Raw genomic sequence first — 15,872 nt, 5'->3', positions numbered from 1 at the left:
CTTTATTTCAGACTAATATTTATTTGAATCATGAAGACAGGGTTAAGTCCTACGATTATGATGCCGATATGAATGGAAGACGGCTGACTATTGCCACGCGTCCGATAACCAGATTAGGATTTTCTTTGTTCCCATAAGTTATGAAAATAAAACCGCGCTCCCGGAAACTTGCAAATCATGGCTACGCTTGGCTGCCGTTAGTGATCGGCATCGCATCTATACCAACCGACTGCGTTTGGAGTGCTGACGACTCGATCTTGAGCATTGAGCCGGATTCGTCAACCAACATGATTCTTTCGACTCCGGAGCTTGGCATTCCTGCGGACAATCCAATCGGTGCCGTGCTGTTAAGTAAACGGCATCCGTTGTTGCGGTACCCCGATTTTAGTCGGGTTAGCGAGTCACTTAAGCAAATATATCAAAATTCCAATTACCAGCCCGTTTGGCTTACCCCTAATCGTTCCGAAAAAAATTTGCACGACTTGATCGGTATCTTGAGCGATGCCGCGGCTAATGGCTTGAATTCAACTCTGTATGAAGCCGATCGGATTCGAGACTGGATTACCAGTCCTAATACGGATGGCAACTTTTTGTATAGTTATGACGTTGCTTTAACGATTTCTTTCGTACGTTACCTGAACGATTTGCGCGAGGGTCAAATGAATCCGCGCGATGTTCAGAGCTCGGCTCATCTCGCCGCTAAACCGCCATTAGATATCGGCGATTTATTAAAACAACACATTGATTCTCAAACATTAACTGAAATGGTACGCGTCTATGAGCCGAAAAACAAACAGTATCAAAGGCTTAAAATAATTTTGAATAATTTGCAGCAGTTGGCCCATCTAACGGAGACAGACGCGTTCAAGCCAGGAAGCGTGTTGCGTCCTGGAGATCGACATCCGCAAATCGTCCTATTACGCCAATATCTTAAAGCCATGGGAATTTCGGCGGATACGGGCGATATTGATGATCCTGTCTACGATAGCGAGTTGGTATCCGCTGTGAAAAAATTGCAGACCCAATCCGGCTTGAAGGCTGACGGCGTGGTCGGGCCGGCTACAACTAAATTATTTAACCAATCCCCCGTGGAAAGAATCGCCCGGATCGAATTAGCCATGGAGCGTGCCCGCTGGATTCCCGACGACATCGACGGCCCGATGATTTTGGTCAATATACCGGCATTTGAATTGTGGGCGTTCAGTTCGGTCGACGATCCCAATCCATTGAATATGAAGGTCATCGTTGGTAAGGCGCCCGAAAATCAGACTCCGCTTTTGTGGGAAGAGATGAAATACCTTGAGTTCATGCCGTATTGGAACATTCCGAAAAGCATCTTTCAAAAGGAGATCTTGCCGAAGACGAGAAACAATAAAGGTTACTTGGCCAGTCATGATATCGAACTGGTCCGGCATAAACTAAGTGAAGAAAAAGGCGGCGTGACTTACATTCGCGCGAGGCAGCGCCCAGGCAAAAAAAACCCTCTCGGGCGTGTCAAATTCGTCTTCCCAAATACGGCGGACGTTTATATGCACGATACCCCGGGCAAGGCAGCATTTAGCCGTCAACGTCGGGATTTAAGCCACGGTTGTGTTCGAGTTTCAGAACCGGAACGATTGGCCGAATTTGTATTGGGTGATCAAAAAGAATGGGATAAAGAAACGATCACTCAAGCGATGTCCGCGTCTAAAACCCGGCATGTGACGTTAAAGCGGGCAATACCGGTATTGTTTTATTATGGAACCACATTTGTCGATCCTGAAAACCGACTACGGTTTTACCCCGATATATACGGCTTGGACGAACAAATGAGGACCATTCTTAAAAATAATGAAACGATGACTACGGTGGCTGTCGATTCCGGTAAACAATTATTGGCCAATGGCGACTCAGTGACCCAATAAACTCATCAATGGCGGTTTAAAACAATGGGCTTTGGGGCAATCAAGTTAAAGGGACCAAGTCCTAAAGGTGCCGGTATCTAAATGAATAAAGTTGGATTCGGGATAATAGCCTACGCCTCCACGGTGCATAGCAATAGCTGCGTTGTGAATACGACGTAAATCGAAGCGTTCAATCCGAATATCCACGGCCCTTCCGTACATGTGAAAACTGTTGTTCGCGACACCTCTATGTTCCGCATGAAGTTTGGCATTGGTTAAAGGTGAACGATAACCGCAGATGACGCCAAATGGTTGAGCCAATCCCATCATTTGTTTCAAGTCGTGGAGCTGATCCAATAATTCGGGATCGATCGGATGAATATCACCCGTACGGTAATCACGTAGCAAATAGCTAATTTCATCTAAAGCGTCGCTGAGATAACGACCCTTTTCAAAATAGGTCAAACCGAGTTTTTCACCGGTGTGCGGATTCTGAAAAGCCAAAGATCGGTGAGTCGCCAAACGTCCCCGGTCCGCTATATGTAACGAGTCGGCGCTGTCGGTAATTATTTCTCTTGAAAAAGGCCCGACGCTTGAATGGGTTCTTTCCATATGGCCTTGGGACTGGCCCACATGCTGAATGACCGCGTTAGTTCCTTGCTTTTTACCATTGTATATATCGCGTACCCGGGCATTAGCGGTGCTATTGGAATGGGCAACATGCAAGTGTCCGGCGGTTTTTGCCGACCTTGCCTTTTTGACCGTCGCGACACTCTCGCGTTTTGAGGAGTTAACCGCTTTCGATTTGTACTTAGGTAGACGCACCGCAGCTCTAGCCGATTTTATTTGCCTACTTTTTTCTGTAGCACTTTTTGAAGCGTGGGCTATGCTCGGTACGGCTATCGATAATACGGCGCCCAGCGCGAACCGGCTAAAGAAACCACGTCGAGACAGCTCAACATTTTCTTGTTCGTCATTATGATTTTCCAGCATCCATCATCTCTCAATTAAACACCAATTGGACAGCTAAGAATCCGATGGCCAACGCCTAAACGGAATCAGTAGCATTATAGCAGTCCCTTAAATGTTGCTTAAATTCGATGGCTTAGTGCTATCGTTTCACGATCAGTGAAACTCGCAATAAACCTGTAACTGTTGGCGATTCAGTAGCACGATTTGCTGAATCAACGCCTCACGCTGTAAATCGTCTTTGCCTATGCGCATCGCCAGCAGCCAGTAAGGCAGCAGTGCCGCACGAACTGAACAACCAAGGCGGCCGTCGATCATGCCGTAATCGCGTTCCACCAAGCGTTTTTGATTGTCGCTCAAGCCGGGGTGTGGGCCGACTTCCACCGTCAACATCGTATTCCACAACGTATCTGCCGGCGGTGGGGACTCGGCTTTGCTCTGCAAAGCAGTCCTATGAATTCGAGCTAACACGAAGTCGCGGAACTCGCCGTGCGTCCGGCTGTAAGCCCGCATATGCCAGCGCAGCCCATCGTATACCAGCGTTTGCGGTTGCACGACCCGCTTAGCCGGTTCCGGCCGCGTCATTGATTGATAATCGATTTCCAATGTCCAGCCAAAGCGGGCCGCCTGCAATACGGTTCTCAATACGTCGATGTCTATCAGCCGGGTAACCGGGGCAACAATTTCCACCGACGGCAGATTGTTGATCAGCGTCACGACCGGCGATGTGGCGTTCCGAGTGGCTTGCAACACCTGCAAACATTCTTGCGGACTGCCGGTGATTAGAAGCGGCCGAAAGTTATCGGTGATCTGGTAACGCTTCAGCGAGCGGTCGTAGCGCAGATTATCCGGCCGTAGCGACAGGTACAACGCGATATCCTTGGTGGCCTGCACCCGGCTGACGTTAAAAGCCTCGGTCAAAAAGTTGGTGACCAGTTCGCCGGTCCAAAACACGGTGGACTCCAACAGCGTCAGGCGCTGGCGTACTTCCCATTTTAGAGAGGGGCGAACTGCATTATCAGACATATGAAAAAAAACTTTGCATGTAAATAAACTTATGAGTTAAAGTCTACACCCAATCCGAACCGGAGGAATATTTGATTAACCCAACGGCCAGCAAAATACCATTCCGGTGGGATCGACGCCTCGTCGCGAATTTAACGGCCCCGGTCGGTTCGAGGCGTCGCTCCTACCATTCGGTTTGTTCTGGGTCGACTGATGATGGATGCTTGCAGCGAAGAGAGGCGGAAATGTCGGAAACAGCGTTGTATTACAAATATTGGGGCAAAGCCAAACCGGAAGGCGAGGCGGGGCCCGCTTACCATTTGTTACCGTACCATTGTTTGGATGTGGCGGCGGTGGGGGAAGGTTGGCTGAATAACAGCCAAAATCTTCGCCGCAGTTTTACTGGAATGACTGGTTTAACCGAAGAACAAACTTGCGCTTGGCTATTGTTCTTTATCGCATTACACGATTACGGTAAATTCGATCTGCGTTTTCAGCGTAAAGCCGGCGAAGCTTGGAAAGCCGTTAATCCTCAGTTGTCAGCAATTCCGGTACCATTGAACGGTCTTGAGATTAAGGAATATAACCACGGGCCTGCCGGTTTGTATTGGTTTTACCGGGATTTAAACGAGCGTTTTTCGGTTGGCGACGGCGATTTTTGTTTCGACGATAACGACGAATGGGAGGCTTGGTTTAGCTGGTTGGCACCGGTAACGGGCCATCATGGCATCATGCCCGACGGAAGCGATAAGGATAATCTGAAATACGGACTGCTAGAGTCGGCGCAATTATTGGAACTGCTTAAACAAAGCCGTTTGCAATGGCTGAACATTTTGGAGCGGATGTTTTTAACGCCTGCCGGTTTAACGCTCGGCCACAATCCGCCCGAACTGAAAACCAGCAAAAACAAGCAATCGCCGGCAACCATGTTGGCCGGATTCTGTTCGATATGCGACTGGCTGGGTTCGTCGGAGCGTTTCGAATATGACGATAGACCTTGCGACGACTTAGAAGCGTTAAAACGCTGGTATGCCGAGCGGTTAAAGATTGCGGAAAAAGCGCTAACTGGTTCCGGTGTGCTTGGTCAAATCAAAGCCTATCGATCCGTTGCAGCGTTGCTCGACCCGGGTAACAAGCCTCGCCAACTGCAATGTCTGGTCGATCAATTACCGCAAACTTCCGGTTTGACTATTATCGAAGCGTCAACCGGTTCCGGCAAAACAGAAACCGCGCTCGCCTATGTCTGGCAACTCATGGCGTTGGGCCTGGCCGATAGCATCGTGTTTGCCTTGCCTACTCAAGCGACCGCCAATGCGATGCTGAGCCGTTTGGAAAAGGCCGCGCCGTTATTGTTTGCCGATCAAACCAACTTGGTGTTGGCGCATGGTCGAGCCAAGTACGAACAGAATTTCATCGATTTGAAACAAGCCTGCCGGCCGCAAACCGTGCAAGAACATGAGGAGGCCTGGGTGCAATGCGGCAATTGGCTGGCGCAAAGCCGTAAACGGGTATTTCTCGGCCAAATCGGTGTTTGTACCGTCGATCAGGTTTTGGTGTCGGTGTTGCCGGTTAAGCATAAATTCGTGCGCGGCTTCGGTATCGGCCGTAGCGTGTTGATCGTCGACGAGGTCCACGCCTACGACAGTTACATGTACGGCTTGCTGGAAGCGGTGTTGGAGCAGCAACGCCTGGCGGGCGGTAGTGCGATTTTGCTATCGGCGACATTGCCGTTCGAGCAAAAACGCCAATTGGCGAATGCCTGGAATTGCGCTCTGCCGGATGTCAACAAAAACTACCCTTTGGTTAGCCATTGCCACGCCGGACAAGCTCGATTTTTCGATTTGTCGGATTTTCCCGAGCAGCAGCCTGTACCGACGACGATCAGCGTCGAACTCTTGAAATTCTCGGATTTGTTACCGGACGAAGCCTTGCTGCAACGTTTGCTAAAAGCGGTGGAGCAAGGCGCGCAAGTTTGCGTGGTCTGTAATCTGGTTGCCGTCGCCCAACAGTTATACCGGGATTTGCAGTCGCGCATGCAAGCGTCGCCCGCGCTCGAAGAAGATCAATTGCTGTTATTCCATTCCCGCTTCATCTTCGCCGACCGCCGGAAAATAGAACAAACCGTTCTCGGATGGTTCGGGCCGGAATCGTCCGAACGGCGCAAAAAAGGCCATTTGCTGATCGCCACCCAAGTCGTCGAGCAATCGTTGGATTTGGATTTCGATTGGCTGATTACTCAGCTTTGCCCGGTGGATTTGCTTTTTCAGCGCATAGGGCGATTGCACCGTCACGCAAAAAATAACAGCGGCCGTCCAGCCGGATTCTCAAAACCGGTTTGTACCGTCTTGTTGCCGGAAACCATCGATTACGACTTGCATGCCGTGATTTACGGTAATAGCCGGGTGTTGTGGCGAACGCAGCAATTGCTCGAAGAAGCTGGATTGCACGGCGGTTCTAAACTGACCTTTCCGGATGTTTATCGAGACTGGATTGAAAAAGTTTACGACGAAGACGCATGGAAGAGCGAACCGGAATCGGTGCGCAACAGCTACGAACAGTTCGATAAAGAAAGCCAAGCCAGCCGATATAACGCGTTGAGCACATTGCGCAAAAATCCGGGGTTGGATGATAACGATGCCAATGTCGCGGCGCTCACTCGCGACGGCGAAATGAGTTTGAATGTTCTGCCCATGTATTTGGATGGCCAAGGAAGGGAATGTCTGTTGAATGGCGATCCTTTGAAAGAACTTGACGAGAGCAGTAAGGCGGAAACTTTGAGCTTAAATACTGTCGGCGTGCCGCGCGGTTGGGCTAACTCTGCTGGTTTTCCGAGGATTGAGCCCGATGGTTTGGTGCGTTTGGTACTCAAAAAAGATAGCGAGAATATGTTTTTACTTGAGTATGGCAACAAACGATATTTTTACCAAAGTAATACTGGTTTCGAGCGATTGGATGTGATCAGTAAGAGAGCGGGGGATTTTTCCCCCGCCAGCCCCGAGGGTTCGGGGAAAAATTGCCTCAGTTGTCAACTTGATACTGAATAGCGGTTCATCCCCGCGGGCGCGGGGAATGTGAGAGAGTTTAACATTAATTTTGATTTCTTTCACCATGATATTACTTAATACTTAATAGCTTGTAAAAATAAATTATTGGCGTATGATGCCGAGCTTTCAAAGTTCGGAGGTCTTATGTCGGGTGAAATTTTATTAAAGTTGATCGAAAGCTTAAATAATTCAACGGCAATGGCTGTGGCGGTATTGGCTTTGCTGGTTGCACTGAAAAAATAGATGGAGGACGGCAATGGAGTTTAATTTACTAACGTCGAATTGGATTCCTATCCAAGAGCGCGGTTATTACCGAAAAATCGGTTTGCAACAATTGCTATGCGGCGAAGCCGACGGCGAACTCTGCTTGCCGCGCGACGACATGGAGTTGGCGTGTTTGCAGTTACTTTGCGCGATCACGCAGACGTTGTTTACGCCCAAGGATAAGAAAGCGTTAGGGCGCTTTGTTCAGCAGCCATTGACGCTGGAAATCTACGCCGAGGCATGCAAGGATAAATTGGACTGGTTCGACTTGAATCACCCGCAGACACCATTTATGCAGATTCGCGGTGTCAATGCCAAAGAGCCGACAGCAATGGATAAACTGCTGGCCGGCGTCGCCGATGGCACCAATAAAACTTTCGTCAATCCGCCCGGCTTGGGCGAAGCTTTGTGCGGAGGCTGCGTGGCGATTGCGCTGTTCAATGTCGCTAATAATGCGCCGAGCATGGGCGGCGGGTTTAAAGGTAGCTTGCGGGGCAGTACGCCGATTACTGTTTTGATCAAAGGCAAGGATTTGCGGCAGACGCTTTGGCTTAACGTCTTGACCGAAGAAACCGCCGAATCGGTTATGCCGTGGTATCGAGAGACAAATAATCAACGACCCAATTACCTGGATATCGTTAACGCGGGAGAAGAAATCCCGGCGTCGGCCATCGGTCTGGTTCGCGGATTACTGTGGCAACCGGCGCATTTCGAGTTGCTGCCGGCGGAGAAAACCGGGAACTGCAGTTGTTGCGGATGCGAGGAAGCGGTTTATAGCGGATTTAAAAAAGCCAAATTCAATTACACCGTGGAAGGTGTTTGGCCGCATCCGCTTTCTTCGCGCACGTTTATGGTTAAAAAAGGCGAAAAGGAAGAGAAGTTTCCATCGTTCACAACGACGGCGCCAACCTGGACGCATTTGAGCCGCTTGGTCGTTGATAGAGAGGGTCAACAGCCGGCGCCTGTATTACAGCAAGCCAGAACATTCATGGCCGCCGAAAAAATTCAATTGATCGTCGGCGGTTACCGCAACAATCAAGCGACCGTGTTGGAACGCCGGCACGAACTTTTTAGTTTGGCGCAAGGCTGGGCTGAACACGGTTTGGTGATTCATCAAATCATCGAGGGCGGTCTAGCCTATAAGTCCGCGTTACGTAAATCGCTTTATCTGTTCGCAGTTGGAGTGAAAGATAAGGTGCACGGTTCCGGCGTTAATCTGTGTGATCCGGTTGAAGCGAACTATTACCAACAAACCGAAAATCTATTGCAGCAAACGTTTGCCGGTGTGAATTTCGCGGAGCCTGTTTCCACGCTGCAAGCCCTAAAGCGAAAACTTAAGGCGGTTGTCATCGAACTGTTCGAACAAGCCACCGACCCTTATCGTCAGGAACCCAAAATGCTGAAAGCGCTGGCCTTGGCCAGGCGATCTTTACACAAATCACTTCAAGACTTGGAACCAGAAGGAGCTAAAGCATGAAAGAAGGACAAAAACACGAGCCGGATTTCAACGGCTTGTACGAACGATACCTGAAACTGAAACCGGGTCCTCAGGCGGAATTGAAGCGAGTGGCACAGCCGGAAGATTTGCTGGAGATACCGGCCTTTTACCGTTTGTTGCACGAGGCTAACGCCGGCAAGGGCATGCAGCGCCTGGTTTATTGCTTGCCGCTCATTACGCACCAAGAGGGCGGCGATTCGTTGGGACGAGCCTTGGCGAAAGCCGACGTCAACGAAAAACGTTTGTTCATGGTAATTCGCTCTCAAGAGCCGAACGACTTGATTCAGCTTCGGCGTTTGTTGAAGCAAACCGAACCCAAGCTGGATTGGTTATCGCTTGCCAGGACTGTGTATTACTGGAACGACCGCGCCAAACGCCAATTGCTGGAAGACTTTTTCTTCTACCAAAACGCTAGAACCAAAGAATCCGCTTAACGTGGAGGCTTTCCGTGAACGAAAACATTTGCTGGCTCCCAAGCTCCAGCTTGGGAGCTTGGTCTTGGAAGCTATCGCTTCCCGAGCGAGCATGAAAGCTAGAGCTTTCAAGACCCCGTTCCCAAGCCGGAGCTTGGGAACCAGAACCAACTGAATAAATCGGCCTAACCCCCCAAAGGAAACCAACATGAACGAAAACTTTATCAACTTCCACGTCTTAATTTCTCACAGTCCGTCTTGCTTGAACCGAGACGACATGAACATGCAAAAGTCGGCGATTTTCGGCGGCAAACGCCGGGTGCGTGTTTCCAGCCAAAGCCTGAAGCGGACCATGCGCCATAGCGATTATTACCGTGAGCATTTGGGCGAACCGAGTGTTCGCACCAAACATCTGGCCGATTACCAGCAACAAGCACTTGCCGCGTTGTCGGAACGTTACGACGAGACATTGATTAAACAAGCCATCGATTACATTTCCGGCAAGGATGCTAGTGCCGAGGATGCCAAAAACGATGCCGTGGCGCCGTGGGTGTTGGAGGAAATCGCTTATTTCTGCGAGCAAATTAAAACCCTACAAGCTGAAGGTGTCGATGCCAAGAAATTGCAAAAACAAATCGAAAAAGACAGCCAAGCGTTCCGGCAAGTATTGGCTAAAGGTTTGGACATTGCCTTATCGGGCCGGATGGCAACTTCCGGATTGATGAGCGAGGTCGGCAAGATCGACGGCGCGTTGGCCGTTGCCCACGCCATCACCACTCACGCAGTCGATGCCGACATCGATTGGTTTACTGCCGTCGACGATTTGCAGGAACTGGGTTCCGGCCATTTAGATACCCAAGAGTTTTCGTCCGGCGTGTTTTACCGCTACGCCAGCCTTAATCTGAAACAGTTGCAAGTCAATCTGGGTTTACTGGCAGACATCAAGGCTGAGGAATCGGCCGAAGGCCGGGCCAAGGCTTTGGACATCGCCGCTCATGTCTTGCATATGCTGGCAACCGAGGTGCCGAGCGCCAAGCAACAAAGTTTTGCCGCGCATAATTTGGCGGATTTAGCCCTGGTGAGCTTCTCGCATCAGCCGATTTCGTTGGCGAACGCCTTCGAAAAACCGGTGCAGGCCGACTACAAAACCGGCGGTTTCCGGGAACCGTCGATGGCGGCTTTGAATAATCATTGGGATAAAATCCATCGCGGCTACGGTTTGCTGGAGCGTTGCGCCGAGTTTACGTTGGATGAAATAAGCGCGCCGAACGACATCACTGCCAAACCGTCGCTGCCCGAATTGGAAAACTGGGTTAGAGCCAACGGCCAAGGATAAAGGCCATGCGCGATTATTTGATTTTAAAACTACAAGGGCCGATGCAAGCCTGGGGAAGGGAAAGTTTCGAGGGTTTGCGGCCTTCCGAACTATTTCCCGGCCGAAGTGCCTTGCTTGGCCTGTTGGGTGCGTGTTTAGGCATTGATCGACTCGACCGCGAAGGCTTGCAGGCTTTGGCGTCCAGCGTGTCGTTCGCGGTTCGCGTCGGTCAGCAAGGTCAAAAAATGACCGATTATCACACCGTCAAAAACGCTCGCGAGGATTATCGAGGTCTTAAAAGCCACGACACCATTCAAACTTGGCGGGAGTATTGGCAAGACGCCTGTTATACCGTGGCGATTTGGGTAGCCGACAACCCGGTTGTTAGTTTGGAGGCTATCGAGCAGGCTTTGAAACGGCCGGTTTACACGCCGGTATTGGGACGGCGTAGTTGTCCGTTGGCGCGGCCGTTATTCGATGCCCGCGTGTCGGCCGATTCGGTACTGTCCGCATTAGCCTTAAGTGGCGAAATTGGCGGAACGGTTTATAGCGAGGAATTCAGCGACAAAGCCGTACCGATAAAAAAACGCGATGTGCCGATCATCCACCAGCCGCGGCAATTCGCCAGCCGGACGCTTTACATGACAAACGGCCAAGGAGACCAACATGTTTCTGAGTAAGGTGCATATTTCGTGGCGGCTAGCAAAAAAGCCTTATGAGTTCCATCAAGCCTTATGGCGGCTGTTTCCGGGTCATGACGATGAGGAAAGAGAGTTCTTATTTCGAGTCGAACAGATCCAAGCCGGCGTGGGCGCCAACGTGTTGTTGCAATCGGCAATCGAGCCGGAAGGCGGCGAGCAAAGTCCGTTGCTATTGGCGCAACGCGAATTCGCGTTGAACATTTCGAACGGTCAGCGTTTACGATTTCGGCTACGAGCCAATCCGATTAAAACCATCAAGGACAGCAGTAAAGGCTGTGTTGAGAAAAAGAGCAAGACCTTTACCAAAACCGTGCGAGTGCCGTTACTACATGAAGAACAGCAGCAAGCTTGGTTAGAGCGTAAGTTTCTGGATTTTGCCCAGTTGGAAACCTTGATCGTTCAGCCTGAACCGGTGACGTATTTTCGAAAACCAAAAGAAGGGCGTAGCGGCAAAATACAAACGGTGTTGTTCGACGGCGTAATGACTGTGACTGACGCGGCCGAATTCGAAGCTCAAGTCGCTCACGGTATCGGTCCGGCTAAAGCCTTCGGTTGCGGCCTGTTATCGGTTGCCAGAGTGTGAGGAAAAACCATGCAATTCAAACCTATCATCCACTCCGCCGAAGAGTCCGGCTATTGGGCCGAAGTGCCGGAAATTCCCGGTTGCGTCACTCAAGGGGAAACGCTGGAGGAATTGAATGCAAATCTGGCCGAGGCGATTGCCGGTTGTTTGGCTGTCGAGTTGTCTGGAGACGATGTTGCAAAAGCCGATTAAAAAAGGCCAAAAATCCTGTTTCAGCTCCGTCGATTTCTGCGGCGAACTGCAAATCACCGACCCGGAAAAATTCCGTCAAACCCTGTTCAACGGTCTTGGTCGGGCCAAGGCGTTTGGTTGTGGGTTGTTGATGGTCAAGCGAGCATAAAATGAGATTTTTGATTTGTTCTATATCAAAACGGATATAAAATGTCGCTGAAACCGATTGCTTTTTTGGGCGATTCGCTCAATTGCTTGCGCGATTTTCCCGAAGACGTTCGACAGGATGCTGGTTTCCAACTTGACAAAGTTCAGCGCGGTCGGCAACCAGACGATTTTAAGCCAATACCTAGCATTGGAAAGGGTGTGGAGGAATTGCGCATTTGGGACGAAACCGGCACTTATCGAATTATCTATCTGGCAAGGCTTTCCGATGCGATTTATGTGCTTCATGCCTTTCAGAAAAAAACACAAACGACCGCCAAGCGGGATATCGAGCTGGCGTCTAAGCGCTATAACGACTTGATCAGGGGAATTAAATGAACGAACAGCAAACTTTTGCCTCGGTATTCGACGCCATCGCCGATACGCCCGAACAATCGGCCAATCTGCAGGCGCGGTCAGAATTGATGCAACAAATTGCCGACCGCATTCAAGCCAACGGCTGGACACAAGCGGAAGCAGCCAAGGCTTGCGGAGTGACTCAACCACGCATCAACGATTTACTGCGCGGGCGGGTTTCCAAGTTTTCGTTGGATGCGCTGGTCAATATTGCTACGGCACTGGGATGCCGCGTACATGTGATTCTCGAGGCGGCTTAGATGGTGTTATCTAACGGAAGTACGAGCTCAGGCAATACTCAAAGCGATCAGGCATTCGTCAAAGCCGTCGTCCAAGGGCTGATGGATGTCGGAAAAGGCCGTGTGATGGAATTAGCTGAGGCGAAAGCCATTCTGAGTAGTGATTATCCCAACTCAGATACCAAGCAGACTCAAGAAACCCTGGCCTTGCTGAAAATGTTGGTGCAAAGCCAGCAAGCCCTCGCGGAAGGAAATACGTTTTCCAGCGAAGAGGCGTTTAGTCGCTTACGTGAGCGGCGCGACTTGGCATGAGCATTCCGGTACGGTTGGAACCCGTTGGTTTGCTTGCCTTCAATGATTTCTACTTGCTGGAAGTCAGCGACAAGGTGGCGGCAAAAATTATTGATACACTAGAAACAGCCGTCAATAGCCTTGCAGATTTGAATGAGCGCGGTAGCGTACCGAAAAAATCGTTGGCCTGGCGGATTCGGCAATACAGCCAGTTGATCGCAAAATCGTATCGCCTGAGGTTGCCTGATCAAATTGTCGCTCATACCATTCCGGATGGGCGCTGCGATATACAGACATTGTTAATTCAGCGCTTGATCGGCAATCTCTAGTCGAACAAATCTTTAAATTAAGGATGATTCGTCCATGCTCCCACCCCTAAAACCCATCGCCATGAAAGAACGCGTCTCGATGGTCTTTATCGAAAAAGGCCAGATTGATGTTAAAGACGGCGCCTTCGTCGTCATCGACGAAACCGGCATTCGCACCCACATTCCGGTCGGCTCCATTGCCTGCATCATGCTGGAGCCCGGCACCCGCGTCTCCCACCACGCCGCCGCGCTGGCGGCCAGAGCCGGGACTTTGCTGGTCTGGGTCGGCGAAGCGGGTGTCCGGCTCTATGCGGCAGGACAGCCGGGCGGAGCCCGTTCCGACCGACTCTTGTACCAGGCCAAACTAGCGCTGGACGACGCCGCGCGCTTGAAAGTGGTACGCAAGATGTACGAAATCCGCTTCGGCGAAAAACCGCCGGAGCGGCGTAGCGTCGAGCAATTGCGCGGCATCGAAGGCGCCAGAGTCCGTAAGTTGTACCAATTGCTGGCCAAACAAGCCGGCGTCGAGTGGAAAGGGCGCAATTACGATCCGACCGAATGGGACAACAGCGATATGGCCAATCGCTGCGTCAGCTCCGCCACGGCTTGTTTGTACGGCATTTGCGAGGCGGCGGTATTGGCGGCGGGATACGCGCCGGCCATCGGTTTCATACATACCGGCAAACCTTTGTCGTTTGTCTACGACATTGCCGACCTGTTCAAATTCGACGACATCGTCCCACACGCTTTCAAGATTGCCGCCAAGAACTACCCGAATCCGGAGCGCGAAGTGCGCCTGATGTGTCGAGACATCTTCCGGCAAACCAAGATTCTCAAGAAAATCATCCCCACCATAGAAGACGTGCTGGCCGCCGGCGAATTGGAAATCCCCGAGCCGGCCGATGAAAATATAGCGCCCGCAATACCCAACCCGGAAAGCATCGGCGATGTTGGTCATCGTAACTGAAAACGTGCCGCCGCGGCTACGCGGACGCCTGGCGGTGTGGCTGATCGAAATCCGTGCCGGCGTTTACGTCGGCGACCTGTCGGCCAAGGTTAGAGAGATGATTTGGGCGCAAGTCGAAGCCGGCGTTGAGGACGGCAATGCGGTCATGGTATGGAGCACTAACACCGAATCCGGCTTCGATTTCATGACCTTGGGCAAAAACCGCCGCCTGCCGGTGGAGCTGGACGGCTTGAAACTGGTGTCGTTTTTCCCGCCGGAAGATGATGAAAATCAGGCTCTTTAACAACATGGAAACGGACAAGAAATTCGGTGGAAATTTAGACGGGTTATTTCCGTTTAACTAACAATGAGTTAGGATTAGTGCGTTCCCCGCACCCGCGGGGATGAACCGGTAACAACGTGCCGCCGTTGCGGCGGCGGCATGCGTTCCCCGCACCCGCGGGGATGAACCGTAAAGCGGATCAACCTGATTATTGCGTAGATCGCGTTCCCCGCACCCGCGGGGATGAACCGCCATGACGACCGCGCTAAATCGCATGTCTAGCGCGTTCCCCGCACCCGCGGGGATGAACCGAACAGCGCTGATAGGTCGGAATTGGTGGCGTTGCGTTCCCCGCACCCGCGGGGATGAACCTTCCATCGCGGCCTATGGCGAACTGGCGCAAACGCGTTCCCCGCACCCGCGGGGATGAACCGCCACCGCCACCGCCGCCGAACGGGCAACCGAAGCGTTCCCCGCACCCGCGGGGATGAACCGACGGCGGCAATTTCCGCCGCCCTTTCGCATTCGCGTTCCCCGCACCCGCGGGGATGAACCGGTGGGGGCGACGCACGTTGGCACGATTCTTGTGCGTTCCCCGCACCCGCGGGGATGAACCGCCCTCTGTATCACAGATGTCAGATTACGTATCGCGTTCCCCGCACCCGCGGGGATGAACCGGCGTCAAGCCCTACGGGATCAAGCAGCTGAGAGCGTTCCCCGCACCCGCGGGGATGAACCGCGAATGGCGAGCGAAATAGGTTGTATGACTCGGCGTTCCCCGCACCCGCGGGGATGAACCGACCACAGATTTTCGGCGCGGGCTACTTCACGCGCGTTCCCCGCACCCGCGGGGATGAACCGCCCAAAATCAGACCATGAATCCGCGTGCTCAAGCGTTCCCCGCACCCGCGGGGATGAACCGCCTTAACCCATTCAGACCGCTCTTCGCGATGCGCGTTCCCCGCACCCGCGGGGATGAACCGGTAGTTTTCACGGTTAGGAGTAGAGAATCATGGCGTTCCCCGCACCCGCGGGGATGAACCGCCTATTGAAAATGTATGGCCTGTCATTTTGCAGCGTTCCCCGCACCCGCGGGGATGAACCGGGCACGAGGGGGCTTCCTTGTGTGACGAAATAGGCGTTCCCCGCACCCGCGGGGATGAACCGTTATGTGTTGCGATCATGTGTTGCTGTGTCTCGCGTTCCCCGCACCCGCGGGGATGAACCGGTGTACACGCTTCCGGCGTTAGATATCGCGAGGCGTTCCCCGCACCCGCGGGGATGAACCGCATGCGCCGGGTGTGCAGGCTTTGTTTCATCAGCGTTCCCCGCACCCGCGGGGATGAACCGCCTTTACCCGTCGTGACTGGTCCGGCGATTCCGCGTTCCCCGCACCCG

At 52.0% G+C, this 15,872-nt stretch carries 17 protein-coding genes and 1 CRISPR repeat array; of the genes, 15 read left to right on the top strand and 2 right to left on the bottom strand.

Annotated features, from left to right (window positions below; genetic code table 11):
- Positions 1-140: 140 nt before the first annotated feature.
- Entirely contained in the window at positions 141-1,904 is a 1,764-nt protein-coding gene (locus tag ACW73I_RS07515; RefSeq protein WP_458028623.1) for a L,D-transpeptidase family protein, read from the top strand.
- A gap of 45 nt (positions 1,905-1,949) precedes the next feature.
- Here ACW73I_RS07515 and ACW73I_RS07510 read toward each other — a convergent pair whose 3' ends face one another.
- Positions 1,950-2,876: a YcbK family protein gene (locus ACW73I_RS07510; RefSeq protein ID WP_458028622.1), complete on the bottom strand. Its 927-nt coding sequence runs from the start codon at positions 2,874-2,876 to the stop codon at positions 1,950-1,952.
- Positions 2,877-3,008: 132 nt separating this feature from the next.
- A complete protein-coding gene (locus ACW73I_RS07505; protein ID WP_458028621.1) occupies positions 3,009-3,878 on the bottom strand; it encodes a WYL domain-containing protein in 870 nt (289 codons plus the stop codon).
- 224 nt (positions 3,879-4,102) lie between these two features.
- On the opposite strand from ACW73I_RS07505, the gene cas3 reads away from it, so the two are divergent.
- The 14 genes from cas3 to cas2e all read left to right on the top strand — a co-directional run bounded on the left by cas3 (position 4,103) and on the right by cas2e (position 14,495).
- A complete protein-coding gene (gene cas3, locus ACW73I_RS07500; protein ID WP_458028620.1) occupies positions 4,103-6,901 on the top strand; it encodes a CRISPR-associated helicase/endonuclease Cas3 in 2,799 nt (932 codons plus the stop codon).
- Between the two features lie 256 nt (positions 6,902-7,157).
- Positions 7,158-8,642 carry a type I-E CRISPR-associated protein Cse1/CasA gene (gene casA / locus ACW73I_RS07495; protein WP_458028619.1) on the top strand — a complete coding sequence of 495 codons (1,485 nt, stop codon included), beginning with the start codon at positions 7,158-7,160 and terminating at the stop codon, positions 8,640-8,642.
- The gene (gene casB / locus ACW73I_RS07490) at positions 8,639-9,097 is read left to right on the top strand and encodes a type I-E CRISPR-associated protein Cse2/CasB (protein WP_458028618.1); all 459 of its coding nucleotides are present in this window, start codon (positions 8,639-8,641) and stop codon (positions 9,095-9,097) included. Before casA ends, casB begins: the two co-directional genes overlap by 4 nt.
- A gap of 187 nt (positions 9,098-9,284) precedes the next feature.
- Positions 9,285-10,412: a type I-E CRISPR-associated protein Cas7/Cse4/CasC gene (cas7e, locus tag ACW73I_RS07485; protein ID WP_458028617.1), complete on the top strand. Its 1,128-nt coding sequence runs from the start codon at positions 9,285-9,287 to the stop codon at positions 10,410-10,412.
- A 5-nt stretch (positions 10,413-10,417) separates the two neighbouring features.
- On the top strand, positions 10,418-11,071 hold the full coding sequence (cas5e, locus tag ACW73I_RS07480) for a type I-E CRISPR-associated protein Cas5/CasD (protein ID WP_458028616.1): 654 nt from the start codon (positions 10,418-10,420) through the stop codon (positions 11,069-11,071).
- Positions 11,058-11,675, top strand: a complete 618-nt coding sequence (gene cas6e, locus ACW73I_RS07475) for a type I-E CRISPR-associated protein Cas6/Cse3/CasE (protein WP_458028615.1) — start codon at positions 11,058-11,060, stop codon at positions 11,673-11,675. Before cas5e ends, cas6e (ACW73I_RS07475) begins: the two co-directional genes overlap by 14 nt.
- Positions 11,676-11,684: 9 nt before the next feature.
- Positions 11,685-11,867: a type II toxin-antitoxin system HicB family antitoxin gene (locus ACW73I_RS07470; RefSeq protein ID WP_458028614.1), complete on the top strand. Its 183-nt coding sequence runs from the start codon at positions 11,685-11,687 to the stop codon at positions 11,865-11,867.
- A complete protein-coding gene (gene cas6e / locus ACW73I_RS07465) occupies positions 11,848-12,015 on the top strand; it encodes a type I-E CRISPR-associated protein Cas6/Cse3/CasE (RefSeq protein WP_458028613.1) in 168 nt (55 codons plus the stop codon). The genes ACW73I_RS07470 and cas6e (ACW73I_RS07465) overlap by 20 nt, the downstream gene beginning before the upstream one ends.
- A gap of 41 nt (positions 12,016-12,056) precedes the next feature.
- Complete coding sequence (locus tag ACW73I_RS07460) at positions 12,057-12,389, top strand: type II toxin-antitoxin system RelE/ParE family toxin (protein ID WP_458028612.1); 333 nt, start codon at positions 12,057-12,059, stop codon at positions 12,387-12,389.
- Positions 12,386-12,667: a helix-turn-helix domain-containing protein gene (locus tag ACW73I_RS07455; RefSeq protein ID WP_458028611.1), complete on the top strand. Its 282-nt coding sequence runs from the start codon at positions 12,386-12,388 to the stop codon at positions 12,665-12,667. Before ACW73I_RS07460 ends, ACW73I_RS07455 begins: the two co-directional genes overlap by 4 nt.
- Entirely contained in the window at positions 12,668-12,958 is a 291-nt protein-coding gene (locus ACW73I_RS07450) for a hypothetical protein (protein ID WP_458028610.1), read from the top strand.
- Entirely contained in the window at positions 12,955-13,266 is a 312-nt protein-coding gene (locus ACW73I_RS07445; protein ID WP_458028609.1) for a type II toxin-antitoxin system RelE/ParE family toxin, read from the top strand. The genes ACW73I_RS07450 and ACW73I_RS07445 overlap by 4 nt, the downstream gene beginning before the upstream one ends.
- A 34-nt stretch (positions 13,267-13,300) precedes the next feature.
- Entirely contained in the window at positions 13,301-14,212 is a 912-nt protein-coding gene (gene cas1e, locus ACW73I_RS07440; RefSeq protein ID WP_458028608.1) for a type I-E CRISPR-associated endonuclease Cas1e, read from the top strand.
- Positions 14,193-14,495 (top strand): type I-E CRISPR-associated endoribonuclease Cas2e, encoded by a 303-nt coding sequence (gene cas2e, locus ACW73I_RS07435; RefSeq protein ID WP_458028607.1) that lies wholly within the window; start codon positions 14,193-14,195, stop codon positions 14,493-14,495. Before cas1e ends, cas2e begins: the two co-directional genes overlap by 20 nt.
- 79 nt (positions 14,496-14,574) lie before the next feature.
- Positions 14,575-15,824: a CRISPR direct-repeat array (repeat unit 29 nt; unit sequence GCGTTCCCCGCACCCGCGGGGATGAACCG).
- Positions 15,825-15,872: the final 48 nt, after the last annotated feature.

This window comes from Methylomonas sp. MgM2 (genome assembly GCF_054172045.1).
This window is presented reverse-complemented; position numbering and strand designations above follow the sequence as displayed.

Coding starts and splice junctions, on each gene's coding strand:
- ACW73I_RS07515 (WP_458028623.1), top strand. CDS start 141: ATGAAAATAAAACCGCGCTCCCGGAAACTTGCAAATCATGGCTACGCT.
- ACW73I_RS07510 (WP_458028622.1), bottom strand. CDS start 2,876: ATGCTGGAAAATCATAATGACGAACAAGAAAATGTTGAGCTGTCTCGA.
- ACW73I_RS07505 (WP_458028621.1), bottom strand. CDS start 3,878: ATGTCTGATAATGCAGTTCGCCCCTCTCTAAAATGGGAAGTACGCCAG.
- cas3 (WP_458028620.1), top strand. CDS start 4,103: ATGTCGGAAACAGCGTTGTATTACAAATATTGGGGCAAAGCCAAACCG.
- casA (WP_458028619.1), top strand. CDS start 7,158: ATGGAGTTTAATTTACTAACGTCGAATTGGATTCCTATCCAAGAGCGC.
- casB (WP_458028618.1), top strand. CDS start 8,639: ATGAAAGAAGGACAAAAACACGAGCCGGATTTCAACGGCTTGTACGAA.
- cas7e (WP_458028617.1), top strand. CDS start 9,285: ATGAACGAAAACTTTATCAACTTCCACGTCTTAATTTCTCACAGTCCG.
- cas5e (WP_458028616.1), top strand. CDS start 10,418: ATGCGCGATTATTTGATTTTAAAACTACAAGGGCCGATGCAAGCCTGG.
- cas6e (WP_458028615.1), top strand. CDS start 11,058: ATGTTTCTGAGTAAGGTGCATATTTCGTGGCGGCTAGCAAAAAAGCCT.
- ACW73I_RS07470 (WP_458028614.1), top strand. CDS start 11,685: ATGCAATTCAAACCTATCATCCACTCCGCCGAAGAGTCCGGCTATTGG.
- cas6e (WP_458028613.1), top strand. CDS start 11,848: ATGTTGCAAAAGCCGATTAAAAAAGGCCAAAAATCCTGTTTCAGCTCC.
- ACW73I_RS07460 (WP_458028612.1), top strand. CDS start 12,057: ATGTCGCTGAAACCGATTGCTTTTTTGGGCGATTCGCTCAATTGCTTG.
- ACW73I_RS07455 (WP_458028611.1), top strand. CDS start 12,386: ATGAACGAACAGCAAACTTTTGCCTCGGTATTCGACGCCATCGCCGAT.
- ACW73I_RS07450 (WP_458028610.1), top strand. CDS start 12,668: ATGGTGTTATCTAACGGAAGTACGAGCTCAGGCAATACTCAAAGCGAT.
- ACW73I_RS07445 (WP_458028609.1), top strand. CDS start 12,955: ATGAGCATTCCGGTACGGTTGGAACCCGTTGGTTTGCTTGCCTTCAAT.
- cas1e (WP_458028608.1), top strand. CDS start 13,301: ATGCTCCCACCCCTAAAACCCATCGCCATGAAAGAACGCGTCTCGATG.
- cas2e (WP_458028607.1), top strand. CDS start 14,193: ATGTTGGTCATCGTAACTGAAAACGTGCCGCCGCGGCTACGCGGACGC.